This window comes from uncultured Thermanaerothrix sp. (genome assembly GCF_938028735.1).
Taxonomy (GTDB): Bacteria; Chloroflexota; Anaerolineae; order Anaerolineales; family Anaerolineaceae; genus Thermanaerothrix.
Genome location: NZ_CALIMF010000015.1, coordinates 120,596 through 146,117, shown reverse-complemented (window position 1 = coordinate 146,117; position 25,522 = coordinate 120,596). Strand labels below are relative to the sequence as shown.

The 25,522-nt window shown below is 52.1% G+C and carries 26 protein-coding genes; 13 read left to right on the top strand and 13 right to left on the bottom strand.

All coding sequences use genetic code 11. From position 1 onward, the window contains the following. A partial coding sequence (locus Q0721_RS09845) for a sortase (RefSeq protein ID WP_299029038.1) occupies positions 1-2,468 on the top strand: 2,468 nt, incomplete at its 5' end. 86 nt (positions 2,469-2,554) lie between these two features. Here the strand turns inward: Q0721_RS09845 and Q0721_RS09840 are convergent. The 11 genes from Q0721_RS09840 to Q0721_RS09790 all read right to left on the bottom strand — a co-directional run bounded on the left by Q0721_RS09840 (position 2,555) and on the right by Q0721_RS09790 (position 11,046). Beyond that, positions 2,555-3,097 carry a hydrogenase maturation protease gene (locus Q0721_RS09840; protein ID WP_299029035.1) on the bottom strand — a complete coding sequence of 181 codons (543 nt, stop codon included), beginning with the start codon at positions 3,095-3,097 and terminating at the stop codon, positions 2,555-2,557. Further along, the gene (locus Q0721_RS09835) at positions 3,018-3,455 is read right to left on the bottom strand and encodes a 4Fe-4S dicluster domain-containing protein (RefSeq protein ID WP_299029032.1); all 438 of its coding nucleotides are present in this window, start codon (positions 3,453-3,455) and stop codon (positions 3,018-3,020) included. The genes Q0721_RS09840 and Q0721_RS09835 overlap by 80 nt, the downstream gene beginning before the upstream one ends. Positions 3,456-3,464: 9 nt before the next feature. Next, on the bottom strand, positions 3,465-4,403 hold the full coding sequence (locus Q0721_RS09830; RefSeq protein WP_299029029.1) for a complex I subunit 1 family protein: 939 nt from the start codon (positions 4,401-4,403) through the stop codon (positions 3,465-3,467). A 23-nt stretch (positions 4,404-4,426) separates the two neighbouring features. Beyond that, a complete protein-coding gene (locus Q0721_RS09825) occupies positions 4,427-5,536 on the bottom strand; it encodes a nickel-dependent hydrogenase large subunit (RefSeq protein WP_299029026.1) in 1,110 nt (369 codons plus the stop codon). After that, on the bottom strand, positions 5,529-6,041 hold the full coding sequence (locus tag Q0721_RS09820) for an NADH-quinone oxidoreductase subunit C (RefSeq protein WP_299029023.1): 513 nt from the start codon (positions 6,039-6,041) through the stop codon (positions 5,529-5,531). Before Q0721_RS09820 ends, Q0721_RS09825 begins: the two co-directional genes overlap by 8 nt. Before the next feature lie 11 nt (positions 6,042-6,052). After that, the gene (locus tag Q0721_RS09815) at positions 6,053-6,565 is read right to left on the bottom strand and encodes an NADH-quinone oxidoreductase subunit B family protein (RefSeq protein ID WP_299029020.1); all 513 of its coding nucleotides are present in this window, start codon (positions 6,563-6,565) and stop codon (positions 6,053-6,055) included. A gap of 31 nt (positions 6,566-6,596) precedes the next feature. Next, entirely contained in the window at positions 6,597-6,908 is a 312-nt protein-coding gene (locus tag Q0721_RS09810) for a hypothetical protein (RefSeq protein WP_299029017.1), read from the bottom strand. 14 nt (positions 6,909-6,922) lie between these two features. Next, on the bottom strand, positions 6,923-8,428 hold the full coding sequence (locus tag Q0721_RS09805; protein WP_299029013.1) for a proton-conducting transporter membrane subunit: 1,506 nt from the start codon (positions 8,426-8,428) through the stop codon (positions 6,923-6,925). Next, positions 8,429-10,180 carry an NADH-quinone oxidoreductase subunit L gene (locus tag Q0721_RS09800; RefSeq protein WP_299029010.1) on the bottom strand — a complete coding sequence of 584 codons (1,752 nt, stop codon included), beginning with the start codon at positions 10,178-10,180 and terminating at the stop codon, positions 8,429-8,431. Positions 10,181-10,244: 64 nt separating this feature from the next. Then, entirely contained in the window at positions 10,245-10,556 is a 312-nt protein-coding gene (locus Q0721_RS09795) for an NADH-quinone oxidoreductase subunit K (RefSeq protein WP_299029007.1), read from the bottom strand. After that, positions 10,543-11,046, bottom strand: coding sequence for an NADH-quinone oxidoreductase subunit J (locus tag Q0721_RS09790; RefSeq protein ID WP_299029004.1), 504 nt, complete (start codon positions 11,044-11,046; stop codon positions 10,543-10,545). Before Q0721_RS09790 ends, Q0721_RS09795 begins: the two co-directional genes overlap by 14 nt. A gap of 389 nt (positions 11,047-11,435) precedes the next feature. Between Q0721_RS09790 and serC the strand changes: the two genes are divergently transcribed. After that, positions 11,436-12,533: a phosphoserine transaminase gene (serC, locus tag Q0721_RS09785; RefSeq protein ID WP_299029001.1), complete on the top strand. Its 1,098-nt coding sequence runs from the start codon at positions 11,436-11,438 to the stop codon at positions 12,531-12,533. Between the two features lie 68 nt (positions 12,534-12,601). Here serC and Q0721_RS09780 read toward each other — a convergent pair whose 3' ends face one another. Further along, positions 12,602-13,249: an O-methyltransferase gene (locus Q0721_RS09780; protein WP_299028998.1), complete on the bottom strand. Its 648-nt coding sequence runs from the start codon at positions 13,247-13,249 to the stop codon at positions 12,602-12,604. Between the two features lie 548 nt (positions 13,250-13,797). Here Q0721_RS09780 and aroH point away from each other — a divergent pair. From aroH to Q0721_RS09725, 11 genes are all read left to right on the top strand, one after another. Further along, positions 13,798-14,166, top strand: coding sequence for a chorismate mutase (gene aroH, locus Q0721_RS09775; RefSeq protein ID WP_299028995.1), 369 nt, complete (start codon positions 13,798-13,800; stop codon positions 14,164-14,166). Positions 14,167-14,198: 32 nt separating this feature from the next. Continuing rightward, positions 14,199-15,212 carry a 3-deoxy-7-phosphoheptulonate synthase gene (aroF, locus tag Q0721_RS09770; protein ID WP_299028992.1) on the top strand — a complete coding sequence of 338 codons (1,014 nt, stop codon included), beginning with the start codon at positions 14,199-14,201 and terminating at the stop codon, positions 15,210-15,212. Then, entirely contained in the window at positions 15,209-16,069 is an 861-nt protein-coding gene (locus Q0721_RS09765; RefSeq protein WP_299028990.1) for a prephenate dehydrogenase, read from the top strand. Before aroF ends, Q0721_RS09765 begins: the two co-directional genes overlap by 4 nt. After that, positions 16,066-17,379, top strand: coding sequence for a 3-phosphoshikimate 1-carboxyvinyltransferase (gene aroA / locus Q0721_RS09760; protein ID WP_299028987.1), 1,314 nt, complete (start codon positions 16,066-16,068; stop codon positions 17,377-17,379). Before Q0721_RS09765 ends, aroA begins: the two co-directional genes overlap by 4 nt. Further along, positions 17,366-18,256, top strand: a complete 891-nt coding sequence (locus tag Q0721_RS09755; protein ID WP_299028984.1) for a shikimate dehydrogenase — start codon at positions 17,366-17,368, stop codon at positions 18,254-18,256. Before aroA ends, Q0721_RS09755 begins: the two co-directional genes overlap by 14 nt. Positions 18,257-18,259: 3 nt before the next feature. Beyond that, complete coding sequence (gene aroC / locus Q0721_RS09750) at positions 18,260-19,369, top strand: chorismate synthase (RefSeq protein WP_299028981.1); 1,110 nt, start codon at positions 18,260-18,262, stop codon at positions 19,367-19,369. After that, positions 19,366-20,964: a 3-dehydroquinate synthase gene (gene aroB / locus Q0721_RS09745; RefSeq protein WP_299028978.1), complete on the top strand. Its 1,599-nt coding sequence runs from the start codon at positions 19,366-19,368 to the stop codon at positions 20,962-20,964. Before aroC ends, aroB begins: the two co-directional genes overlap by 4 nt. After that, positions 20,957-21,424 (top strand): type II 3-dehydroquinate dehydratase, encoded by a 468-nt coding sequence (gene aroQ / locus Q0721_RS09740; protein ID WP_299028972.1) that lies wholly within the window; start codon positions 20,957-20,959, stop codon positions 21,422-21,424. Before aroB ends, aroQ begins: the two co-directional genes overlap by 8 nt. Before the next feature lie 28 nt (positions 21,425-21,452). Next, entirely contained in the window at positions 21,453-21,752 is a 300-nt protein-coding gene (locus Q0721_RS09735) for a YciI family protein (protein ID WP_299028969.1), read from the top strand. 49 nt (positions 21,753-21,801) lie between these two features. Then, a complete protein-coding gene (gene pheA / locus Q0721_RS09730) occupies positions 21,802-22,635 on the top strand; it encodes a prephenate dehydratase (RefSeq protein ID WP_299028966.1) in 834 nt (277 codons plus the stop codon). A gap of 91 nt (positions 22,636-22,726) precedes the next feature. Beyond that, the gene (locus Q0721_RS09725) at positions 22,727-23,977 is read left to right on the top strand and encodes a glycosyltransferase family 4 protein (RefSeq protein ID WP_299028963.1); all 1,251 of its coding nucleotides are present in this window, start codon (positions 22,727-22,729) and stop codon (positions 23,975-23,977) included. Between the two features lie 5 nt (positions 23,978-23,982). On the opposite strand, the gene Q0721_RS09720 is transcribed toward Q0721_RS09725, so the two are convergent. Beyond that, the gene (locus tag Q0721_RS09720; RefSeq protein ID WP_299028960.1) at positions 23,983-25,479 is read right to left on the bottom strand and encodes a B12-binding domain-containing radical SAM protein; all 1,497 of its coding nucleotides are present in this window, start codon (positions 25,477-25,479) and stop codon (positions 23,983-23,985) included. Positions 25,480-25,522: the final 43 nt, after the last annotated feature.

Sequence of the window (25,522 nt, the reverse complement as noted above, 5' to 3'; positions counted from 1 at the left end):
TTGTGAACTTGCCGGCTGGCTCCTCCATTACCTACACCGTCACGGTGGTGATTCCCTCCTCGGCGACCGACAACCTAGTAAACACCGCCAATATTGCTCCTCCTGACGGCGTGACCGATACAAACTTGGGCAATAACACCGCCTCTGACACCGACACACAAAACTCCCAGGCGGCCATCTCCGTCACCAAAGACGACGATGTAACCGAGTATGTCCCCGGCGGCACGCTAACCTACACCATCACCGTCACCAACAGCGGTCCCAGCGACGCCTTGGGCGTTAGCGTGATGGACGCCATCCCGCCGCAAGTCACCTTCTGGACATGGGTCTGCTCTGGCAGCACAGGCGGCGCCAGTGGCTGCACGCCCTACAGCGGCAACGGGAACTTCAGCGATAGCATTGACCTGGCCGGACCGTTCCCCTCCTCCATCACCTACACGGTCACCGCGCAGGTGGCCTCCTCGGCGACCGGCAACCTGACCAACACCGTCACCATCTCACATCCCGCCGATTCCACCCTTGACGACAACACCGCCTCCGATACCGACACGCCCAACCCAAAGGCCGATCTTTCGGTCACCAAAGATGATGGCGTGACAGTTGTGTCCCCCGGTTCAACGATCACCTACACCATTACCATCAGCAATACGGGCCCCAGCGATGCCCTGGGGGCTATGATTAGCGACCCGAAGCCAGCCCAGGTGGATACCTGGAATTGGGTCTGCACGGAGCAAACGGGCGGCGCTTCCGGCTGCGATGATGTCATCGGCTCAACCAATGATTTTACCGACATGGTCAATCTGCCTGCTGGTTCGAGCATCACCTATACCGTCACCGCGCACATTGCTACAAATGCTGGCGCTGGTAGCCTGACCAATACTATTACCATCACCCCGCCATCGGGTGTCAGCGATCCAGACCCCGGCAATAACACTGATGATGACACCGACACCATTGTGACGACGCCAACCGGCGATCTGACCAAATCTCTGATCGCCACCAACCAAACCTTCACCCCTGATCGCTCCGTTGCCATCGGCGAGATACTCACCTACGAAATTGCCTTCACCATCCCGGCTGGCGGCACGTTGCCGAACCTGACCCTGACCGATGTGCTGGACCGTGGTTTGGCCTTTGTGAATTGCCTTAGCATCACGCCCTCCTCGGCCGACATCACCACCACCCTGCCCGGCGGCTTTGCCGATGCCTGCAATGCCCCGATCAACCCGGTTATTCAGACCGAACCAAGCGGAAGCACCAATCCTGCCGACCGCGGCCGACGCATCACCTTCTCGCTTGGTGATGTCAGCAACAGCGGTGAGGCAAACGGCAGGGTCATTATCCAATACACCGTCGTTGTCCTGGATGCTCTTGAGAACCAGGATGGCGTTTTGCTGAATAACAATGCTATGTTAACGTGGGCAAGTGGCTCGCTGGTAGCCTCTGCCTCGAATGTGAATATCATTGAACCTGACCTCGAGCTCACTAAGCAAGTGGATCAAACCGTGGCACTGCCCGGTACGGTATTGACGTTTACCCTGACCCTCCGCCACACCACGCAAAGCAACACAGATGCCTTTGATGTAGTATTAACTGACGTTCTACCGGCAGGTCTGTCCTATGTTCCTGGTTCGCTGACCATTCTCAGTGGCCCGCCTGGCGGAATTGCCGACGATAGTGCCGCACCTGCTTTGCGCGTTACTTGGCCTGCTTTCCCGCGCCTGAATGGTTCTGAACTTTCCCAGGCCATTATCCAGTTCCGGGCCACGCTGGGCAACCTTTCTCCGGGTGAGAGTGTGCAAAATGTTGCATCTGTGCAGTGGAGCAGTTTGCCGGGGGATGTCGTCTCGCCACAGTCCCTCTATAACCCCATCTCTACTGAACGTTACTACGATCCGGCTAGCGCTGTGAACAATTATGGCACCCAAGCGCAAGTCACCGTTTCAGTCCCTACTCTGCCTGAGACTGGTTTCGCTCCTGGTCGTTTCGCCCTTGTGCCGTCTCAGCCCGCTGACCGGCAATATAATGCGCTCGGCGACCTTTGGCTAGAAATTCCCAAACTCGGGGTTAAGATGCCCATCGTTGGGGTACCCCTCAGTCAACCCTCCGGCTGGGATTTAACTTGGCTCTCCACACAGGTTGGCTGGTTAGAAGGAACCGCATTCCCCACTTGGAAAGGAAATTCGGCCCTGACCGCTCATGTTTACCTTTCCAATGGTCTTCCGGGGCCCTTCTTCAATCTGCACACCCTTATGTGGGGCGATACCGTCATCATTCACTTTGGCAAACAACGTTATATTTATGAGGTGCGCCAAGTGCAGCGCATCCGGCCCGAGGATCTTTCGGTGTTACGGCATGAAGAACATCCCTGGCTCACGCTACTCACCTGTCAGGGGTACCAGGAAGCCCAGAACAAGTACCAATGGAGAATTGCTGTGCGCGCTGTCTTGATCAAAATAATTCCCTAGTTCAGCAAAGGACACGGGTTAATGCAGAGCCATGCCCTGTTACCAACAGGGCATGGCTTATTTGCATTTCATGGCTAAAAATAATTTTACCCCAGCCAATTCCGCACCCAATTCACCAGAAGCCTCACCAGCCGGCGAACACCTCGCCGAACCTCAGGCGTCAGTCCCTCGCCCAAACGCAGAGAGGCCGGCTGAATGCCGATAATCCCCATCTGACAGTCCAGTTCAGCTCCTAAATAGCGCCCCAACAGAGCAGGGGAGAGGGTATGCGTCGAAATTTGTGGCGCCTCAGCGATATCTCCCCACGCTATCCACCCCACCGCACCTGCCTCTCTATTCATGTCGGCCGCATCAATCCATAGTACCCAATTGGGGCCAAAACGTCGTAATACCCCAGTGAAGTTTTCTGGTGCACTGCCTGCCTCTAATAACAATAGACGTTCATGGGGGGCTAACGCCTGTTTCAAACCCCGCACAACCCACAGCCCGGCACCATCATCGCCGTTCAATTCGTTCCCCACCCCCACCAATGCCAGGCGCAAAGTGTCATTAGGCAGGCTCAGAGCAAGACGCTGCCTCTCCAGCGCACTCCTGAGCGGCTCGTTCCAGAAGGAATTGGATGTCTTCATCGCGGCCGTATAAAACCTCAAAAGGTACCTTGCTAGCCGAGGCCAGTTCCCACTCTTCCGTTGAGAAACCTAGGCACTTGAAGCGGCAACTTTCTACACACTGCGCACAATAGATACAGCGATCCATGTGATAACGCATCACAAAGCGCTTGCTGGCCTTATCGATGACAATCAACTCAATGGCGTTGGCTGGGCAGTCCTTGATGCACAACTGACAACCCGAGCAGTTCTCCGGGTTCCAAACCAACTTAGCCCGCAGCCGTTCTGGAACTCGTGGCCGCTGAAACGGATAGCGCTCTGTGAACGGCTTCTTGAACAACGAGCGAAACACATCGCCAAACATGCTGCCAATTGTCATATCTCACCTCTAGAAAATCGAACTCCCAATATAGCGCCCGATCACAATGGCAATCAACTGGATAACCACTAAAATCGTACCTATTCGCCACCACAGTCCTACTACCTGGTCAATTCGCAAGCGGGCAAAGAGGGTTTGAAGAAGCGCCACTACCAGCAACAAACCCAACGTCTTGATAAGGAAATCCAACGGCGAATGGATACCCCCCAGATAAAAAGCGGCTACGAGGGTCAGTCCAATGACCAGTTCGATATCTTTGCTCAGGCGGAAAAGTGCCAATCCCCGACCGCTATATTCGGTCAGTGCGCCAGCCACGATCTCGGTCTCGGCTTCCGGTGCATCGAAAGGCGGCAACTCCAATTTTCCCATTAGCCCCAGCAATGCAACTAGAAAGCCAATCGGCTGGGCGATCATCAACCATAGGTTCTGACCCGCATACTCGTTAATCGTGCGAATCTGCCAGGTTTGCGCGGCAATAGCGGGGCCCAGCAACGCGAGCATAAAGGGGGCTTCATATGAGAACAGTTGTGTCAACGTGCGGGTGGCCCCCACTAGGGCAAAGCGATCCACCGTGCTGGCGCCCGCCAGCCCCATGCTGAGCGTCAGCACACTTAGCAGATAAATGGTCACAATCAGGTCGCCCTGGAAGGCATAGGCGGGCGTCAGCCCTGCCATTGGCACATACAGCGAGGCCGTCAGGGTAGAAGCCAGAGCAAACAGCGGCAATAAATAGAACAAGTCGCGTTGCACCCCCCGAGGTGTGATCTCCTCTTTCGAAAGCAGTTTAAGCAGGTCTGCTAGCGGCTGGAACCAGCGCGGGCCAATGCGGTTCTGAAACCTTGCCACTAGCTTACGGTCCACGTACTCATAGGCTAGTCCAGCCACAATCAGAAAGAGCCCACCCGGGAAGATCAAGAGAATAACCAATGGATTCAGATTTAACGTCATAAGGCCTTTCTCCTGCACCGGGATCAACGCGCTGTCTTTACAACCACCATGCGATCATTGCACGAAAAGCAGGGGTCAATCCCCGCCACCAGCATGGGGACATCCGCCAATTTATGACCGGGAGCCGTAGCCAGCACAGTTCCCCAATTGGCTAGGCTAGGCGTGCGCACTTTTACCCGCTCGGGTCTATCACTTCCGTTACTCACAATAAAGTAGAACAACTCCCCACGCGGCGCCTCAACCCGGCTAATCACCTCCCCAGCCGGAATACGCCGAGGCATTCGCACAGTGAGCTCACTCTCGGGCAAGTTATTCAGGATTTCGCGGATCACCCGAATGCTCTCAAAGAGCTCTTCCAGCCGGACAACAAAGCGGGCTTGAAGATCACCTTGCTGGCTCAACACCATCTTAATCGGGAACTCACTGTAAGCGGCATAAGGAACATCTACCCGCACATCCCGGGGCACCCCCGAGGCACGAGCCGTTGGCCCGACAGCTCCCAGCCTTTCAGCCTCTTCACGGGAGAGAATCCCCACTCCACGGGTACGGCCAAGGAAAGTCTCATCCGAGTTCACAACGCTGAGATAATATCGAACACGTTCTTCGAGAAAACTCACCCCATCCAGAATGCGCACTTTTTGCTCAGGAGTGACATCAAATTTAACCCCGCCCAACAGGTTGGCCGAATAATTGACGCGGTTACCGCTCAGAAGTTCCAATAAATCCATAACGGTCTCACGGTCCCGCCAACTGTACATGAACAGGGCATCAAACCCGGCCTCATGCGCTGCTACACCCAACCAAAGCAGATGGCTATGCAAGCGCTCCAATTCAGCCACAACCTGGCGAATAGCACGCGCCCGTGGCGGTGCTTGTACCCCTGCAAGGGCCTCCACACCTTGCACGAAAGCCATTGCATGGACGTGCGAGCAAATACCGCAGATCCGTTCCATGAGGTAGAGGTTTTGGGTCCAAGTTCGTTGTTCAGCCCCTTTCTCGATGCCGCGATGAACGTACCCAAGCCGTAGCGTAGCCTTTATGACCTCTTCCCCATCTACGAAGATCTCAAAATGGCTTGGTTCTTTTAGCGCCGGGTGTTGCGGACCAATCGGAATGACAAATTTCTCACTCATTCGACCCCTCCTTGGCCTCTTCGAGACCAGTAAACGCTTTCCGAAGCGGATAGACACCTTCGGGCCAGTTATCTGGCAAGAGTAAACGGTTTGTATCAGGGGTCCCCTCTATTTGCACGCCGAACATTTCGCTTAGTTCACGCTCATACAACGTGGCTGAGGGCAAAATTCCACAAATCGAGGGGATCACTGCGTCAGAATAGGGAACACTGACACGCAAGGTCAACACCTTGTCTTTTTCGCAGAAGTGATACAATACCTCCACGTAACCCTCCTGCGCACTTCCCTCTTGCCCCAGTTCTACCGCGGGATGATCCATACCGGTAATAGCGCTTAGATAACCCCATTGGATCTGCTTAAGCGTCTCAACTACTGTGAGTAAATCCTCACGTCGAATCACCACATCCACCCGGTTGGGCTGAGGGGTCTTTTCTACCTGGACCCACGACCGGATGGCCTCCAGCGCTCGATTCAAAAGATCTTCCTGCACCGCTTCCTGGCTCATCCCCTTCCTCCTCAAACCTTGGACTCAAGTTGCGTCTCTGGCATGATCAACACCGGGTCAGGTTTGCGCCCCGCTTTCAGCGCCTCAAGCAATTGTACAATCCCAAAAATGATCGCCTCTGGCTTGGGAGGGCACCCCGGGATGTACATGTCCACTGGAATGACCTTCTCAATACCGCCAAGGACATTGTAACACCCTTGAAAAACACCGCCCGAGATTCCACAGGATCCCACCACAACTACAAACTTGGGTTCAGGCATTTGTTCGTAAATGCGGCGCAGACGATCTCGGGATTGAAGGGTTACCGGCCCTGTACAGATCAGTACGTCAGCGTGCCGTGGGCTGCCCTGCAGTTTAATCCCAAAGCGCTCCACATCAAAGCGCGGTGTTAAGGTGGCCAGAATCTCGATGTCGCATCCATTACACGAACCGCTATTGTAATGCAGCGCCCAAGGGGAGTTCACCCTTGCCCAAGTTCGAATTTTGTCCAGAAAACCAATACCTTTATTGTCTTTATCACCCATCGTTCGCTCCCTTCTTAAAATTAGGATAGTACTATCCCAAGATGACCGCAATTAGGGTAAGTAGTAACCCCAAAAGGTAAGGCAGAATCCGAGGGGAGAGAGCTCCGGTTCCCAGAATCAGAACTCCCAAATGGACCACTGCAAAGAAGAAGGCTATCAAGAAAAACGGGGCATATCCAGGAGCCGCAAAGGTTGTTTCTGCCTCCTCGCCACTGGCATAAGGGCTCTCCTTAAGCGGTGATGGCCTTTCCGGAGGGGCCAGAACTCTACCCAATCCCAGAATGCCCAGTGAAACGCCTAGATAAACCAGAAACGCAAGGGGGGGTGTTAGTAAAATTTCCATGAGTGCTCTCCCTTTCAGTGCATTCCAAGTCCTAAAACACTTAATGCTGCCCAATCATTTATAGGATTCATCAGTGAGGGTACGAAACCCAGGACAAGAATGCCCAGACTAAGAATAAGTAAGGGAAGGATCATCACGTTTGGCACGGGGTTGCCCCTTAAGACGGCTTCAGAGGGCTGGTGACGATAGAGGCGGTTAACAATGGGTGCATAATATCCTAAGGATAGGACACTGTTCAAACCAGCCAATATCATCAGTGCCACCGAGGCGTCCGTTTGTGCGCTGAAACCGCCTACAAGAATCTGCCACTTTGACATAAATCCCGCTAGTGGAGGCAGCCCGCCCAGCCCTAAAAGTGCGATCGCCAGTGTTAGGCTGGCAAGCGGATAGCGCTGAGCCGCACCACAAACATCCTCTAGAGTTAAGGGAGTGTGCTGACGATGGCTGAGCACCAAGGCATACAGAAGCGCACCCACCGCTAAAAAAGCCAATCCCTTCATCAGAGCGTGGGTGAAGAGATGGAACATGCCACCCGCAAGTGCAACAGGCTGCTGATAGGCTAATCCTACGCCAATCCCAGCCAACATGTAGCCGACTTGGGCGACACTCGAGAAAGCCAGCAACCGCTTTATTTGGTGTTGCCGCAAAGCCAGCAAATTGCCCAATAACATATTAATGGCTCCAAACCCCATCAGCAGAATTCCCCAGTGGATTTCTGCTGCCCCTAGCGCCATGAGAGCACGCAACATAGCCACCAAGCCGGCTTCAATGACAACCCCCGAAAGCATCGCGCTGATGCCACTCGGTGCTTGGGCATGGGCGTCTGGCAGCCAGGTGTGTAGTGGTACCAGTGCCGCTTTTATCCCAAATCCAATCACAAATAAGACACCCGCGACCCATAGCGCAGAATTAAGATCAGAAAATCGGGCCCGAATGCCATCTAATTGCAGTGTACCCGCGTACGTGTAGGTAATCGAAATGGCCAGCAGAATCAGCACCGACCCAACAGCACTCTGGACCAAGTATTTGACCCCCGCCTCAAGGGAACCCTTCTCCTGAGGGTAGAAGGCTACTAAAAGGTAGGTGCTGACCGCCATCAGTTCAAACCACAACCAAAGATTAAACAGGTCGTTGGAAGCCCCCAATCCAATAATGGACCCGATCATGAGTAACAACAGAGAGAAGTATTTATCGTGAGCCTTCTCCTCAGCCAGATAGGAGCCCGAGAATAGAGTCACCGCACTGCCCAAAAGGATGGTCGTGAGGGCTAGAAGCACGGAAAGACCATCCCAATGCAAAGCCACAGAACCCACCAGCACCCACGTCCCCTGCTGCAAGGGGCTGCTGAACCAGAAAACACTCAAGCAATAGAGACTCAACAACAAAATTGCTAAAGCAATCCATTGTCCAAAACGTGGCTGGTCACCTCGACGTAATGCGAGGCGATCGGCAAGATAGGTCAACGGCGCCCCAATGAACGGTAAAGCCAGCAGCCCAATCACTGCCATGTTCGCATCCATCTAGCCTGCCCTCCCTAACATTGTCAAGATGAGCACGACCAGCCATCCCAATAGAATCGCAAAGATATTCCAGGCCAGATATCCGGTTTGTGTGGCCCTTAGCGCCTCACCTGCTCTTTGGACGGCTTGGACCACCACCTCGTTGATTGCTTCAAACCCAAATGAGGCTTGAGCGGCCTTTTCCACTCCTCTGAAGGTTGCAATTAGACTTGCCAGACGCGCCCGCCCCAGCCAAGCCGCCACCCCCAGCACCACCACGAGCAACACAAGATAAGTTGAGGGTTCGCGGAGGATTTCCAGCCCCACCTTGAACGTCATCTCCCATTCTGAGACACCTGCCTTTCCCACCGCCTCTTCCCAAACTGCATTAAGTTCAAGCTTATGATGGGGCAAACTTAGTTTCAGACTGGCATAAAATGGTCCAAGCAACAACCAAGTGGTCAGGGTGCCTGCAGCCAGTGGGATAAGAGCAGTTTTCATGGCTGTCCCGGCATCATGAGCCTCATGATGGTCTTGGTGCCCTCTTCCATAAAAGACCATTGCCACCATGCGCACGGTGTAGGCAGCCGTCAAACCAGTGCTTAGGATCATCAACGAGACAATCCAGGTTGGATTGCCGTGCCCAAGCCCTACCTCAAGGATTAGTTCTTTACTCCAAAATCCGTTCAAAACGGGAATGCCGGCCAGGGCAAGAGCACCCAATGTGAAGACCACATGGGTGAACGGCATGCTTGGCCCTAGCCCCCCCATTTGGCGCATATCTCGTGTCCCAAGCGCATGGATAACGGCACCGGCTGCCAGAAAGAGCAGCGCTTTGAAGACCGAATGACTCATCAAGTGGAATTGGCTGGCAAAAACTCCACCTGCTCCTACCGCATAAACCATAAACCCTAATTGACTGACCGTGGAATAGGCCAGCACACGTTTGAGATCAAATGAAACGAGGGCCATCAGTGCTGCCAAAAACGCCGAGAGCATGCCAACAACCATGACTGCAAATCTCCAGCCGGGTACGGCTTCAAACGCCGGGTAGAACCTTGCCAGAAGATACACACCAGCGTTAACCATTGTGGCTGCGTGGATCAGAGCACTGACAGGTGTAGGAGCTTCCATGGCATCCGGCAACCAGGTTTGGAACGGAAACTGGGCCGACTTAGCCGCTGCTGCGATCAGAAATCCAAATGCCATCCAGCTCAACACTGTGGGAGGAACCGAATTAGGGCTCCCCAGGAACTGAGGGATATCATAACTTCCGGTGTAAGTGTACAACCAGAGCGCCCCAAAAAGCAGCCCCAAACCACCCAATTGGGTCATAATTAGAGCCTTAATACCACCTCGCACAGCCTTGGGATCGTCGTTATGAAAAGCGATCAGAGCATAGGAGCACAAGGCGGTAAGTTCCCAGAACACAAACATCCATAGCAAGCTGGTCGTCAGCACCAGGCCGGACATGGAACCAATAAAGAAGAGCACAAATGCATAATAACGTCCCAGCGAGTGCTCACCGTGCATGTAATCCACTGAGAAAATCACCGCCAGTGACCCGATCACGGTGGCCACCACAGTTAGAAAGACGCTCAGGCCATCCGTTGCCAGGCGAAAAGCATCAAAAATACCTCCCAGGGATAGGAGCAGAGTCAATCGCTGTGTACTCCAAGGAATCAAGGCCAACCCCGCCACACCTGCCAAGATCGAGAAGATCACTGCCAACGTGTGCTGTAAGCGAGGCCTCCGATCTCCCACTAACCACACTGCAAGACATCCCAACCAGGGAATACCTATAGGAAGAAGGAGAAGCCACCCATTTATCACCGCTTCACCTCCGCAATGTGGTCAAAGCCCGGGGATCAAGGGTACCAAAGCGCCTTCGCACCCGAACGGCCATAGCCAGCGCCACCACTGCCACGATGGTATCCACCACAATGATGGTCAAGGCCAGGCTCTGCCCAAGGCCCATATTTCCGCTTATCCGACCAGCGAGAACAAAAGCCAGTAAAACCCCTTTCACCATCAACTGCATGCCAATGATGATTTTGATAAGACTCCTGGAAATCATCAATGTGTAGATCCCAATCCCTACTAATCCCAGCACCACCAACAAGATAGTAACGCCATCAAGGTAATCCATCTGGATTCTCCTCCTTGTGACTTGTTTCTTGGGGGGCTGAACGCAACAGCCCCAAGACGGTCAAAGCTCCGGCAAAGATGAGAAAAGCCTGAAGCCAGATATCTAGGCGACGGCCCTCCCACAATATCGTAGCCAACGGTTGGGTGTCCGGGTTCGAGGGAGAGACCAGAGTGGGTGGAAGTACCCAGTAGCCCGTAAGTGCTAAGCAGGCAAGGAGGCATCCAAGCGCCAACCCTTTCAAAACGGAAGGAGAATGATAAGTGTTTTCCTCTCCGGTCAGGTTGATCGCAAACACAAACAATACAGTAACTAGTCCAGCTCCCACGCTCAGCTCAATCACAGCAATGAATGGCCCCCCTAGCAAATACATTTCTAAAGCCACCAGAGCGCTAGTGAATGCCAACCAAATCGCCGAGAGCAGCAATCGTTTTGTTATGACAGCAGCTATTGCACAGCCCAATGCCCCCACTCCAATCAACGCGTAAAGCATAAGCCTCCTCCTCGTTGACTCGTTGACTAATCATGTATACAACAAGTTTGTGCTTTTTGTCACGTGTAACTCATCATGAGAATCTGGGCTAATCTTCACAAATTACTTTATCAGAAGGATGTGGAGAAATAGATTGCGGTCTACAGTGATCGTTTTTTCAATACTCGCCCCCCTTCCCACTCTCAGCCGACTCAGGTCATACAAAAAGGCCACTTAGATGCCTCGTTAGCACTCAATGATCAAACCGATCCCACCCTCAAGAAACACATAATTGTCAGACAAAATCTTATTCCGCTTTCCCAAAAATGGTGTATGATAAATATAGCACGACCTGGCAAGGCCAGGTTAGCTCAAAATTCTTAGACTCCCCCAGATGCGAGGTTCAACCCATGAGCGCCTATAAACGAGTTCACAACTTTAACCCAGGTCCTTCGGTTCTACCGGTGCCGGTTCTGGAGCAGGCTCAGGCAGAAATGCTTGACTACCAGGGTACCGGAATGTCGGTGATGGAAATGTCTCACCGATCCAAAGAGTTTGAGGCCATCATCCAAACGGCTGAGGCCGATCTGCGCGAGTTACTGGGCATTCCACAGAACTATAAAGTGATGTTCTTGCAAGGGGGCGCCTCGTTACAATTCGCCATGGTGGCCATGAACTTACGGCCTGCCGGCGCCTCTGCAGATTACATCGTTACCGGGGCATGGAGCCGCACCGCGCTTAAAGAAGCGCAGAAATTAGGTATTACCCGCGTGGTGTTCAACGGGGAAAGCGAGAACTTTACCCGCTTACCAGAAGATGCGGAAATGTCTTTCGATCCCAACGCAGCCTATGTGCACTTCTGCCACAATGAAACGATTCATGGGATTGAGTTTAAGCGCGAACCAGCCATACCAGAAGGCGTCCCCTTGGTTTGCGACATGTCCTCGGATTTCCTTAGCCAACCAATTGATGTAAGCAAATATGGTGTCATTTATGCGGGAGCACAGAAAAACGCAGGGCCGGCAGGGGTAACCATTGTAATTGTCCGTGAAGACCTGCTGGCACGCGTTCCGGAGAAGTTGCCGGTGATGCTGGACTATAAGGTCCTAGCCGAGAGCGGTTCTCTCCACAATACACCCCCATGTTATGCGATATATATCACGGGTCTGGTCTTAAAGTGGCTAAAGGGCTTGGGTGGATTGACAAAAATGTATGAAATCAATCGCCAGAAAGCCGAAATGGTTTATAAAGTAATCGATGAAAGCAATGGATTCTACCGCGGTCACGCCCGACCTGAAGCACGCTCCATCATGAATATTCCTTTCCGATTACCCAATGAAGAGTTAGAAGACCTCTTCGTCAAAGAGGCCAAAAAAGCCGACCTAATTGGATTGAAGGGTCACCGTTCGGTAGGCGGCTTGCGTGCTTCGCTATATAACGCGCTTCCTGTGGAGTCCGCACGTGTGCTGGTGGAATTCATGAAAGATTTCCAGCAGCGACACGGGTAAAAACAAACGTAACCCTTAAGCCAATTGCCACAGGATTTCCCTGTTTTTCGAGGGAAATCCTGTGGTTATTAACGCTTTACCACAATCAGAGTGCCATCACCGGCTGGGTAGATATGGGACACAACACGGGGATCATCCGCGACCATTTGATTAAACTCACGGATGCCATCTATAACGGGGCCATGAATGTCCAGAGCAACGCTCCCCCCCCACAGAGCATTGTGAAACGCAATAACGCCGCCCGAGGGGATAAGGTCCATGATCTGAGCATAATATGTTGGATATCCTTCTTTGTCTGCATCAACGAAGACAAAATCAAAAGGGGCATAGGGAGTGAGCTTAGGCAGTAATTGCCTGGCTTCTCCGGTAAGGAGAAGAATGCGATCTTCAAATCCCGCAGCCCGGAAGTTCTGACGCGCAATCTTTGCATGAAGGAGCGACTTTTCGATTGTAATGATCAGTCCGTCTTTGGGTACAGCCCGCGCCAGCCAGAGAGTGCTGTAACCTGCAAGTGTTCCAATTTCAAGGATGCGACGTGCTCTACTCAGCTTTACCAACAGGTGTAGAAAAGCGCCCTCCTCGGGCTCAATGGCTATCTCTGGTAAACCGTGTTCAGCAAGGCTTTCACGCACCTGGCGGAGAAGTGTGTCTTCTCTGGCAAATAGATGAGCAATATATCGATGAATTTCAGGGGTATCAGGAGATGTTTGAGACATTTTAGAAAAGCATCCCTCATTGCTTATAACAGGATGATTGCAAACCCAATATCACGAAAATTAGATGAAAAGCTGACCCTTTTTCGGATAAAGTTGGGCTTTTATCATCGTATGGTTCAGGGGAGAGGCTTATGTTAAGAATTGTACCATCTTTACAAAGATACCAGAAACGCTCTGTCGCCCAGACTTAACGCTCTAGATGGATATCTCTACTACTATTAATCCGTTCATGGTGCAAAGCATCCTACACCTCGTTGACAAATAGAATAACCCCAAAAAGCCATGGTGAACTAAAGCCAGACCCTTGACATTTTTCACAGGAGTGGGTATTATTGCGCCCAATCTAGCCTAAGGAAACTTAATCCCCAATGTCACGTTTCGCCTTTTTCTACTACTTTTATCGAACACCACCTCGGAGCAGGTTGCTCCAAGAGGGTGGTTAGCCAGCCGTATGTAGTAGGAAAAGGCAACCCCCCAGATTGGAAAAGACGACGTGGAGCAACCTGCTCCACGTCGTTTGTTTTGTATCGTTTTGGAGGTTCTCGCTTATGACCCTTATAGCCATCCGCGGCGCGATCACCTGCGATGAAAACTCGGCCGAGGCCATTCTCTCTGCCACGCACCGGCTAATGAGCGCAATTATTGAGAAAAATCACCTCATCCCTGATCATGTAATTTCTCTCATCTTTTCCGCCACACCCGACTTGGACGCCGCCTACCCTGCGCAAGCAGTGCGTCAGATGGGCTGGATACAAGTACCTATGTTGTGTCTGCAAGAAATGAAAGTCGCCAATAGCCTTCCTCGTTGCTTGAGAGTTCTGATCCACTACGAGGCCAATCCCCCCTTTGCCCCTTGTCACGTATACCTCAACGCCGCCCAATCTCTTCGCCCTGATTGGGCTCAGGCGAGCGGATGAGCTAATCAAAATATTACGAAAGGAGGAGCACGATGATTGTTGTCATGAAACCCCACGCCACTGAGGAACAAATCCAAAAAGTAATCCGACGTATCGAGGAGTATGGTCTCAAGGTGCACTTGTCCAAAGGTACCGAGGTGACCATTCTGGGTGTAATTGGTGACGATCGGATTATCAACCGCGATCAACTCGTCCACATGGAAGGGGTAGATAAGTTGATCCCAGTACTCAAACCGTATAAACTTGCTTCTCGTGAATTCCATCCCGAAGACACCGTTTTTGAGGTAAATGGTGTGAAGATCGGAGGAGAGCAAATTGTGGTCATTGCCGGCCCCTGCGCAGTTGAAAGCCGTGAGCAAATACTTGAAGCCGCCCAGAGCGTCAAAGAAGCCGGGGCTAATATGTTGCGTGGGGGAGCCTACAAACCCCGCACCTCGCCATACTCCTTTCAGGGGTTGGGGGAAGAAGGACTAAAACTTCTCAAAGAAGCCAGCGAGAAGACCGGTCTCCCTGTTGTAACAGAGGTCATGGACATTCAGACCCTGCCTCTGGTGGCCGAATATTCAGATGTGCTGCAAATTGGGGCGCGGAACATGCAAAACTTTCCATTGCTCCATGCCGTAGGTGAATCGCAAAAACCCGTGCTCCTAAAGCGTGGCATGTCCTCCACGCTGGAAGAGCTGCTCATGTCGGCCGAGTATATCCTCACTCACGGTAATCAGCGGGTCATTCTATGCGAGCGAGGCATCCGTACTTTCGAGACCTATACCCGCAATACGCTGGATATTAACGCTGCTCCGGCTCTGAAGATGCTTTCCCACTTACCAGTTTTTATTGATCCGAGTCACGGCACAGGACGCTGGGAACTGGTCGAACCGGTCTCTCGGGCCGCGGTAGCTGCTGGCGCAGATGGGCTCATTATAGAAGTACACCCGCGCCCTGATCAAGCGCTTTCGGATGGTGCCCAATCGCTCACCCCGGAGCGGTTTGCCCGGCTCATGAAAAATCTGAAACCGGTAGCACTTGCCGTGGGGCGATCCTTATGAAATCACTGGACGAGGCCGACTTTACCATCATCGGGCTAGGATTAATGGGCGCCTCACTGGCAGCTGCTCTTCGCCCTCACTGCCGATCAATCCTAGGTGTCGACCTAGATGATGAGGCGTTGCGATGGTGCAAAGCCCAGCGTTGGATAGACGAGGGATACCAGCATCCAGAACAGGCCGTTTCCCACGCCGATGTGGTGGTTCTGGCCACTCCGGTCCGTGCAATTTTGGGGCTACTAGACACAGTTCCAGATTACCTGAGACCTGGCACAATTCTCACCGATCTTGGAAGCACCAAAGTGGCCATTTGTCAAAAGATGCAAGAACTCCCAACGTACATTCAGGCAGTAGGCGGGCACCCGCTGTGTGGACGGGAGGTATCCGGAGCTTCGTATGCTGACCCTCGCCTGTTTCAAGACCGCACCTTCGTTCTTGTCCCAACCTCAAGAACCTCACCCGAAGCCCTGGCGCTACTGGAGCAAATGGTGAGCACTATCGGAGCCCATCCAATGCACATGAATGCTGAAATTCATGATCGCTTGGTTGCCATTACTAGCCATTTGCCCTACCTGGTAGCCTGTACTCTGACTCGTACAGCCGCTCAAGCACCGGATCCAGATGATCTGCTCCGGCGGCTGGCCGCAAGTGGTTTCCGGGACACTTCGCGCCTCGCTGGCTCAGATGTGCGAATGATGATAGATATCCTGCAAACCAATCGAGGGAACATCCTAGAAGGTCTGGAGATCTATTTACAGGCTCTGCAAGACCTTATTAACATCCTGGCAGAGGGAGGGGAAGAAGATCTAAAAATCTGGTTAGAAAACGCTCAAGAAACGCGCAGGAGACTAGTGACATGAGCGCAATTCGTGTCCTTCCGTGTTCAGGACTACAAGGATCAGCCACCATTCCGGGAGATAAATCTATCTCCCATCGGGCTTTGCTGTTGGGTGCGCTGGCCCATGGCTCTACGACGGTTTACAACTTTTTACCTGGTGGCGACTGCTTGGCTACCGCCGGGGCGCTGCGCGCGCTAGGAATCCACATCGAAACACCCTCTGATCATACGGTCATTATACAAGGTAACGGGCTACATGGGTTTCGGCCTTCCCGATCACCTATTAATTGCGTCCGTTCCGGGACAACCATGCGTCTGCTTACTGGGCTTTTGGCCGGGCAACCGTTTTCCAGTGTTCTCACCGGAGAGGATCAATTGTTGCGGCGCCCCATGGAGCGGGTAGCGATCCCTTTGCGGCAAATGGGGGCTGAGATCCACACCACAAACGGGCGTGCTCCCCTTTTCATCCAGGGACGAAATCTTCACGGTGCCCACCTCACTCTTGATGTTCCCAGTGCTCAGGTGAAAAGTGCCGTCCTGCTGGCCGCACTCTATGCTGACTCATCGACCACAATTTACGAAACCGCGCCAACCCGCGACCACACCGAGCGCATGCTCCAAGCTATGGGGGTTGCTCTTGAAGTGCGTGCCATCAATGGGGGCCGGGAGATAACCCTTTCCTCAAGCCAGCAAGCGCTTGCTCCGCTGGAAATTGAGGTGCCAGGTGATTTTTCATCCGCTGCTTTTCCGCTGGTGGCTGCACTCATCGTGCCTGGTTCTCATATTCACCTCAAAAGCATAGGTATCAACCCAACCCGCACAGGCCTGTTGGATGTCCTAGAACATATGGGAGCCAATATCCGCATTCACAACGAGCGACGAGTGGCCAATGAACCCGTCGCCGAGCTGGAAGTACAAACTGGACAACTCAAAGCCGCCGAGGTCTCAGGGGATCTTGTGGTAAGAATGATTGATGAATTCCCCATCTTCGCCATCGCAGCTACTCAGGCGCACGGGAAAACCGTGGTTCGCGATGCGGCCGAGCTCCGGGTCAAGGAAACTGACCGGATCGCGACGGTTGTGACTGAGTTACGTAAACTGGGTGCTAACATCGTTGAAAGACCAGATGGCTTTGAGATCACCGGCCCCGTGAAATTGCAGGGCACCACGGTCAGCAGCCATGGCGATCATCGTCTGGCAATGGCTCTTTTTGTCGCAGGATTGATTGCCCATGATCCTGTTATGATCGATGATATTGGCTGCGCCACCGATTCGTTCCCGGGTTTTCTGGAGATCATGCGATCATTGGGAGCCCAGTATGACCCGAATTGACACCCAAACCCAAATTGTAGGGCTGATTGGTTGGCCCTTGGACCATAGTCTTTCCCCTCTGATGCATAACGCCGCCTTTGATTACCTAGGACTCAACTGGGTGTATCTCGCCTGGCCCTTCCCGCCCAACCATCTTGGGGATGCTGTGCGCGGGTTGCGCGCACTAGGAATTCGCGGTTTCAATATTACCGCTCCTTACAAGCAAGCCATCTTGCCTTACGTGCAAGGGGTGAGCGAAACAGCCCGTGCCCTTGGAGCCATCAACACTGTGACAATTCAAAAAAGCCCCGATGGGACTCGACACCTCTATGGCGACAACACCGATGTGGAAGGGTTTCTGCACGCTGTTCATGCTTTCCTTGAAAAGATCTCTCACGATCATGCACTTATTTTGGGGGCAGGCGGCGCCGCACGCGCGGTCGCTTACGCGTTGTGCCAGGTCGGCTTTAACAATGTAACCTTTGTAGTTCGAAACTTGGGTCGGGCTGAGTCGTCGCTTGAAAAGGCCCAAGAGTGGGGATTCCCCACCTCATTCAAATTGGCTTTATCATCAACCGATAACCTCTACGCCATGGCTGAACAAACCTCAGTCTTGGTCAATGCCACGCCAGTGGGTACTTGGCCATCTGCTCATGTGTCTCCCCTGCCTGAGGGATTCACCATCCCCTCTCATTGGCTGGTGATTGATTTGGTATACAACCCATCCCAAACTTGTCTGCTGCTGCAGGCCAAGAAGGCTGGAGCCTTGGCCATCAATGGGCTAGGGATGTTGGTTCACCAGGGTGCTTTGTCTTTCCGCGCCTGGACTGGGCTGGAGGCCCCGGTTGAAGTGATGTACCAAACCTGTCTTAATGCCGTTCATCGTGTGGAGGAATGAGAAATGCTACGCTTCTTAACCGCCGGAGAATCACACGGTCCTTGCTTACTAGCCATCATAGAAGGCATGCCTGCCGGTTTGCCTATTGATGTAGAAGCAATTAATCATGAACTTTGGCGTCGTCAACAGGGCTATGGGCGAAGCCATCGTATGAACATTGAAAAGGACCAAGTTGAGATCCTGGGTGGTGTGATCAAAGGGGAAACTACTGGTGCACCTATAGCGCTCCGTATCGAGAATCGTGACTGGTTAAATTGGAAAGAAAAATGGGAACAAAACCGCTTGGAACCGCTCACCGTGCCTCGTCCGGGACACGCTGACTATGCCGGAATGGTGAAGTATCGCCTTAAGGATGCCCGTCCAATCCTAGAGCGGGCCAGTGCCAGGGAAACCGCCGCACGGGTGGCTGTCGGCGCCATTGCCAAGCAATTGTTAGCCCAATTTGATATTACCGTCGGAAGTTATGTCTGCCAAATAGGTCCTGTGATAGCGGACATCCCCCCTCGCCCGTATGCGGAACTGTGGAAATTAGCAGACGCAAGTGAAGTGCGCTGCCCCAGTCCGATCGATAGTGAACGCATGAAAAGTGCTATTGATGAAGCGCGCCGCGCTCGGGATACACTGGGAGGAATCTTTGAAGTCCAGGCTCTCAACGTCCCCATTGGCCTTGGCTCGCATGTACATTGGGATCGGCGGCTTGATGCCCGCATCGCTGCCGCGATTATGTCCATCCAGGCCATCAAGGGGGTCGAGATTGGCCCAGCATTTGAAAACGCTGGGTTACGCGGAACCCAAGTCCATGACGACTTATATCTCAACGAAGAGCAAACTATTATGCGTGTGACCAATCGAGCCGGAGGCATCGAAGGAGGGATGAGCAATGGTAATCCCATTGTAGTCAGGGCAGCAATGAAGCCGATAGCCACCACTGGAACGCCCCATCAATCCGTGGATGTGGTCAACTTACATGCTGCAACCCCAGCCTACCAGCGTTCGGACATTTGTGCCGTGCCTGCCGCCTCGGTGATTGGCGAAGCCATGCTGGCTTGGGTTCTGGCTGAGGCTTTGGTTGAAAAGCTGGGAGGCGATAGCCTGGAGGAAATGCGACGATGAATCGGCGTATTATCCTTACCGGATTCATGGGAACAGGCAAGACCACGGTTGGGAAAATAGTCGCCGAACGGCTAGGAGTACCGTTTGTGGATCTGGATGAAGAGATTTCCCGTCGAGCTCAACGCAGCATCGCTGAAATCTTTGACCGGGAAGGCGAAGCCGCTTTTCGTGCACTTGAGTCGCGAATATTACGCGAGATCCTTGAAGTAAAACACGAAAACGTGGTTCTGGCAACCGGCGGGGGAACCCTGCTGAGTCCATCCAACCGACTACTCTGCGAACAGGCTGGGCTCGTCATTTGCCTAACTTGCACGCCCGAGGTATTAAAAGAACGCCTTCAGGCCGAAGAGATTGCCCAACGTCCGTTGCTCAACGCCGAGGATCCGAAACAAGCCCTACAAATTCTGTGGGAGGAGCGCCAGAAGGCATATGCAGAGATTTTCTGGCAACTAGACACCTCTCGCAAATCCCCTGATCAAATTGCTAATAGCGTTATCCGACTAGCCGAGATTGTGTCCATAGAGGTCAATTACCCCGGTGGCTGCTACAAGATCCTGATCGGAGAGAGACTTTCAGAAACGGTTGGAACAGTTCTGCAATCCTACCAAGTACCCCCGGGAACCCAAGTGGCCATTATTACCAACGAAACCATTGCCGCACTGCATGCTCTTTCCTTAACAACTTATCTTCAAGCTGAAGGATATCCAACTACGCTCATTGTTATTCCTGACGGAGAAGTATACAAGACCCCTGAAACTGCGCTTTATTTATATGAGCAATTGCTGGAAGCACGGATAGATCGTGGTAACCTGATTATTGCCTTGGGGGGTGGAGTGATTGGGGATATTGCCGGTTTTGTTGCTTCGACTTATATGCGGGGATTACCAATCCTGCACATTCCCACCTCTCTCCTGGCAATGGTTGATGCTAGCATTGGCGGAAAAACTGGTTTGGATCTGCCCCAAGGTAAAAATCTGATCGGAACGTTCAAACAGCCTCTGGCGATCTTGGTGGATCCTAGTTATTTATCCACTTTGCCGCCGGATGAGCTTCGCTCGGGGATGGCCGAGGTCATTAAGCACGGGATCGTTGGAGATCCCAATCTTTTCGCGTTGTTGGAGATGGAACCTCGTGATACAGCGCCGCGTAAGGAAGTTCTTGCCCAAGCCATCGCCGTAAAAGCCCGAGTGGTACAGGCTGATCCTTACGAGCAGGATTTGAGAGCGATTCTCAATCTCGGACACACCATTGGTCATGCCCTGGAAACGCTTAGCAACTACATGCTCCGCCACGGGGAGGCTGTCAGCATTGGAATGGCCGTTGAAGCCATGTTGGCAGAGCAACTTGGTGTGACCTCCCGGAAGACCGTTGAACGAATCCATAACATCCTGCAAAAATGGGACCTTCCCCTCTTTCATCCCCTTTTGGAAAACGAAGCCCTGCTTGAGATCATCCACCACGACAAAAAGCACAAACGCGGTAAACTGCGTTGGGCGCTCCCCAGCCAAATCGGAAAGGTTATCCTGGTATCGGACGTAGAGGAAAAATGTGTCAAACAGGCTATTCGATCTCTTCGCGAGGTGGTTCATGAGTAGAGAGTCCCCCTTTCACATTCTGGTTGTCCATGGTCCTAATCTTGGGCTTCTTGGGCGGCGTGAGCCAATGGTGTACGGAAAAGTATCTCTTGAGCAGATCAATGAAGTTCTTAATAACTATGCGAGAGATCGTGGGGGAGTACTGCGGATCTTTCAAAGCAACGCCGAGGGTGAGATCATCAATCGTCTGATCGCTGAAATGGACTGGCTGGATGGAATCCTTATTAATGCAGGCGGCTACACTCATACTAGCGTGGCTATTCGGGATACCCTGGCAGCGATCGGAAAACCTGCTATTGAAGTGCACCTCTCGAACATCTACGCCCGAGAGCCCTTTCGGCACATCTCGCTTCTGGCGCCAGTATGTCTGGGACAGATAAGCGGCCTGGGCTGGCGTTCTTATCTTTATGGTCTCATGGCTTTGTTGGATATTCTTTCTGAGCGCACAGATTCTCCCTAATCTCTATAGTCTCACGGAGAAGCACAAAATGAAACACTTTCTCGTTGAAATCACTTACACCCGTCCTTTTGAGGAAATTGCACCAGTCGTGTCCCAGCATCGTGCCTTTTTACAACAAGGCTATGATTGCGGTTGGTTATTAATGTCTGGCCCCATGCATCCACGCACTGGTGGAATTGTCATCGCCCGCGCTGAAAATGAAGAGCAATTACGGGATTACTTTGCCCGCGATCCATATGCACTCAATCAAATGGCAATCTATCGCTTTGTGGAATTTGATCCGGTTAAGTACCAGCCTTTTTTGGAAATGTGGATCACTAAGAGTTGATCCGAGTTGATCCTCTAGTTTGATATAGAAAGGACGGCTTGGACCGTTTATGAAAACAATTGCCTTTCAAGGCGAACACGGTGCTTTTTCAGAAAGCGCAGCGCTTGAGTACTTTGGTCCCCGTATTCAAACCTTACCGTGTGATACATTTGAGGCCGTCTTTCAAGCTGTTGAGCAGGGAAAGGCAGAGCGGGGTATTATTCCTATTGAAAACTCTCTGGCCGGAAGTGTCCACCAAAACTATGATCTATTACTATCCCATGCTTTACATATCGTTGGGGAATATTATCTAAGGATTCGGCATTGTCTAATTGGATGGCCAGGTGCACAAATTGCAAACCTCCAAAAAGTGATCAGCCATCCCCAGGCTTTGGCCCAATGTCGCGAAACCCTTAGGCGCCTGGGAATACCCCATACAGAACCCGTATACGATACCGCAGGAGCCGTGCGTCTATTACAGGAACGACCTGACCCCACAGTTGCTGCCATTGCTTCCCGACGCGCTGCTGAGGTTTACCAGATGAGTATTCTGGCTGAGGGAATTGAGGATCACACTGCAAACTTTACACGCTTCTTAATCTTGAGCCGTGAGGCAGTTGCCCCACCTCCCAATCAGGCCAAAACTTCAATTGTTTTCACACTAATCAACCGTCCAGGTGCCTTATTTCGCGCCCTTAGCGTATTTGCACTGCGTGAAATTGATCTAGCGAAGATCGAATCCCGCCCTTTGGTGGGAAAACCGGGAGAATATCTCTTTTATGTCGACTTCTTTGGTTCGCTCGCTGATGACGTAATTTACCGCGCGCTGGATAATCTTAGGGAATTCGCATCCATGCTTCGAGTTCTAGGTTGCTATCCCTTTCACCCGTTACCCACATCTTGAATTCTGATATACTTTTGCCAACCGAATGCCATTTTACAATCCGGCAAGTTGGCTATAACGAAGCAATTGAAAACAACGAGTATTTCAAGCCATGCGTAACTTGGGTTTTGTCTCCACTCGTTTTGCCGGCACCGATGGTGTTTCACTCGAAAGCGAAAAATGGGCCACTGTGCTCGAAAGGTTAGGCTATTCGTGTTTCTATTTTGCTGGCGAGTCGAACCGCCCGCCCGAGGTAACCTACCTAGTTCCAGAGGCATCCTTTCATCATCCAGATATTGTTCAGATCAACGAAATAGCCTTCGGACAGCGCGTTCGCCCACCTGCGCTCACAGAGGCAATTTCGCGTCTTAAGCAGCATCTGAAAATGCATCTCCAACGCTTCATCTCGCGATTTGGAATCGAAGCGCTAGTAGTTGAAAATGCACTTACTATTCCTCTCAACCTTCCCCTAGGTTTAGCCCTGTGTGAACTCATCGCAGAGACGGGCATCCCTACGCTGGCCCATCATCACGACTTTTTCTGGGAGCGTACTCGCTTTATGGTCAACTGTGTATGGGATTACCTAAATCAAGCCTTTCCTCCCAACCTTCCGTTTATCCGCCACGTTGTGATTAATTCATCGGCGGCTCATCAGTTAGCTCATCGCACGGGTATTGCCTCGGTTTTGATTCCTAACGTGATGGATTTTGAGTCACCGCCTCCTAGTGACTTAAATGGCTATGCGAAATATTTAAAGAAGGATCTGGAAATTGCAGAGGGTGAGTATTTCTTCCTTCAACCTACTCGCGTGGTACAGCGCAAGGGAATTGAACATGCGGTTGAGTTAATCCATCGGTTGGGCCTCAAAGCGCGCCTGATTATTTCACACGCCAGCGGGGATGAGGGGCATGAATATGAACAACATATTCGGTGGTTAGCCAAGGCCCTCCAGGTACCAGTAAATTTCGTATCTGACATCATTCGCGAACAACGCGGACAAACACCCGACGGGCGCAGGATCTATGCCCTTTGGGATGTCTATCCACAAGCCGACTTGGTGACTTACCCTTCTACATTTGAAGGATTTGGAAACGCCTTCCTGGAAGCCGTATACTTCCGCCGCCCTATTGTTGTTAACAACTACTCCATTTATGCCTTTGACATAAAACCCAAGGGGTTTCGCACCATTGAGTTCGATGGATTTATTACCGCTGATACCGTTAAACAGGTTCAACAAGTACTCACCCAGCCTGGCTTGGCCGAGGAAATGGTTGAACAGAATTACCGGCTAGGTCTTAGGTTTTACTCCTTTAGTGTTCTGGAGCACCGCCTCCGTGATATACTGCTCTCCTGGTCTGTCTAAGAGATTCATCCGCCAGTGGTGCTCCTTTCGCTTGCTCGCGCCACCTGGCGAAAGTGAAATCCATAAACTGCCAGAGTCACCGCATGCACAAATTTCTGCGGGTACTTGAGCAGCGTCCGGATTAACAATGCCCAGAACTCGCGTCGTTCTTCACCCATAATTCCAAGTTTCCACACCGCCTTAAAGAAAGCCCCAACCTCTTCCTTGCGAATGGGACTACGTATCTGTGGCGGTTCGTAGTGGTCTAGAAAGTTCTTTATGCGCTCATAAAACCCCCGCGGGCTATAAATCTCCCTTAAAATACGCTGATATCCCTCACGCAGGGTCTTTAGCCCCATTCTAGGGATAATGTTGGTGTTGCCATCCGTGTTATCGCCGCTCATTCCATCCAACAATCGTCCCTCCGCTGCCAAGCGTTCGTACAGGGGGGTACCATATGGAGCTTGCAACATCCCCACCATTGCCGTGACAATCCCGCTACGTTGGATAAATTCAATCTGGCGCTGGAAAATCGTGGGGGGATCATTGTCAAATCCAACGATAAATCCTCCCATGACTTGCAAACCAAAGCGTTGTAAACGGCGCACATTCTCCAATAAGTCACGGCGCATGTTCTGGGACTTATGGGACTCCATCAAGCTACTTTCTTCCGGAGTCTCTATCCCGACAAAGATCGAAACAAAGCCCGCCTCACGCATCATAGACATCAATTCTGGGTCATCAGCGAGATTAATAGAAGCCTCGGTGATAAAGGAACATCCCTTCTTCCCTTGACGCCAGTTAATTAAAGCCGGCAAAATCTCTTCTTTGACATGACGTCGATTGCCAATAAAGTTATCGTCCACGAAGAAGATATTACGTCGCCAGCCAGCCCCATAATACATAGCATCCAGTTCCGCAATGATCTGTTGTGCATTTTTAGTGCGCGGTCGGTGACCAAAAAGCGCTGTTACATTGCAAAACTCGCAATGATACGGACAGCCACGCGAATATTGGATACTCAGGGAGTCATAAGCATTCACCTTGGCTAGTGACCACAGGGGCACTGGCGTCGTCTTTAGATCCGCATATTCGTGAGCCTGGTAGATGGGTTGCGGCTCACTGCGCTCCAGATCATCCAGGAACCGAGGCAACGTAATCTCGCCCTCTCCCAGAACGAGGTGATCAACCTCGGGGAATTTCGACCATTCGGCCGAGAACAATGGGCCTCCAGCTACTACCCGCTTTCCTGCCGCCTTGCAACGCTGAATCACTTCGCGGGTCGAGGAACGCTGCACCACCATGGCCGAAATCATAACTAGATCAGCCCAGGCAATGACCTCATCACAAAGGGGTTCAACGTTCATATCCACCAGACGCTTTGGCCATTCCGGAGGTAACATGGCGGCTATGGTCAATAAACCTAAGGGGGGCGAAGAGGCTTTTTTTCCGATAAAGCGCAGAGCGTGCTTAAAACTCCAGAACGTATCAGGAAATTCCGGATAAATCAAGAGTGTCTTCATAGGGATTTCCCTCCCTGAGATTGAAATTCTCGTTCTGAAGGAA

Bases quoted from the DNA above. Each gene is read 5' to 3' on its own strand.
- aroC (WP_299028981.1), top strand. From the start codon at position 18,260: ATGCTACGCTTCTTAACCGCCGGAGAATCACACGGTCCTTGCTTACTA.
- aroB (WP_299028978.1), top strand. From the start codon at position 19,366: ATGAATCGGCGTATTATCCTTACCGGATTCATGGGAACAGGCAAGACC.
- aroF (WP_299028992.1), top strand. From the start codon at position 14,199: ATGATTGTTGTCATGAAACCCCACGCCACTGAGGAACAAATCCAAAAA.
- Q0721_RS09795 (WP_299029007.1), bottom strand. From the start codon at position 10,556: ATGGATTACCTTGATGGCGTTACTATCTTGTTGGTGGTGCTGGGATTA.
- Q0721_RS09810 (WP_299029017.1), bottom strand. From the start codon at position 6,908: ATGGAAATTTTACTAACACCCCCCCTTGCGTTTCTGGTTTATCTAGGC.
- Q0721_RS09735 (WP_299028969.1), top strand. From the start codon at position 21,453: ATGAAACACTTTCTCGTTGAAATCACTTACACCCGTCCTTTTGAGGAA.
- Q0721_RS09835 (WP_299029032.1), bottom strand. From the start codon at position 3,455: ATGACAATTGGCAGCATGTTTGGCGATGTGTTTCGCTCGTTGTTCAAG.
- Q0721_RS09790 (WP_299029004.1), bottom strand. From the start codon at position 11,046: ATGCTTTACGCGTTGATTGGAGTGGGGGCATTGGGCTGTGCAATAGCT.
- aroH (WP_299028995.1), top strand. From the start codon at position 13,798: ATGACCCTTATAGCCATCCGCGGCGCGATCACCTGCGATGAAAACTCG.
- serC (WP_299029001.1), top strand. From the start codon at position 11,436: ATGAGCGCCTATAAACGAGTTCACAACTTTAACCCAGGTCCTTCGGTT.
- aroQ (WP_299028972.1), top strand. From the start codon at position 20,957: ATGAGTAGAGAGTCCCCCTTTCACATTCTGGTTGTCCATGGTCCTAAT.
- Q0721_RS09755 (WP_299028984.1), top strand. From the start codon at position 17,366: ATGACCCGAATTGACACCCAAACCCAAATTGTAGGGCTGATTGGTTGG.
- Q0721_RS09780 (WP_299028998.1), bottom strand. From the start codon at position 13,249: ATGTCTCAAACATCTCCTGATACCCCTGAAATTCATCGATATATTGCT.
- Q0721_RS09765 (WP_299028990.1), top strand. From the start codon at position 15,209: ATGAAATCACTGGACGAGGCCGACTTTACCATCATCGGGCTAGGATTA.
- Q0721_RS09720 (WP_299028960.1), bottom strand. From the start codon at position 25,479: ATGAAGACACTCTTGATTTATCCGGAATTTCCTGATACGTTCTGGAGT.
- Q0721_RS09820 (WP_299029023.1), bottom strand. From the start codon at position 6,041: ATGAGCCAGGAAGCGGTGCAGGAAGATCTTTTGAATCGAGCGCTGGAG.
- Q0721_RS09805 (WP_299029013.1), bottom strand. From the start codon at position 8,428: ATGGATGCGAACATGGCAGTGATTGGGCTGCTGGCTTTACCGTTCATT.
- Q0721_RS09725 (WP_299028963.1), top strand. From the start codon at position 22,727: ATGCGTAACTTGGGTTTTGTCTCCACTCGTTTTGCCGGCACCGATGGT.
- pheA (WP_299028966.1), top strand. From the start codon at position 21,802: ATGAAAACAATTGCCTTTCAAGGCGAACACGGTGCTTTTTCAGAAAGC.
- Q0721_RS09815 (WP_299029020.1), bottom strand. From the start codon at position 6,565: ATGGGTGATAAAGACAATAAAGGTATTGGTTTTCTGGACAAAATTCGA.
- Q0721_RS09830 (WP_299029029.1), bottom strand. From the start codon at position 4,403: ATGACGTTAAATCTGAATCCATTGGTTATTCTCTTGATCTTCCCGGGT.
- aroA (WP_299028987.1), top strand. From the start codon at position 16,066: ATGAGCGCAATTCGTGTCCTTCCGTGTTCAGGACTACAAGGATCAGCC.
- Q0721_RS09840 (WP_299029035.1), bottom strand. From the start codon at position 3,097: ATGAAGACATCCAATTCCTTCTGGAACGAGCCGCTCAGGAGTGCGCTG.
- Q0721_RS09825 (WP_299029026.1), bottom strand. From the start codon at position 5,536: ATGAGTGAGAAATTTGTCATTCCGATTGGTCCGCAACACCCGGCGCTA.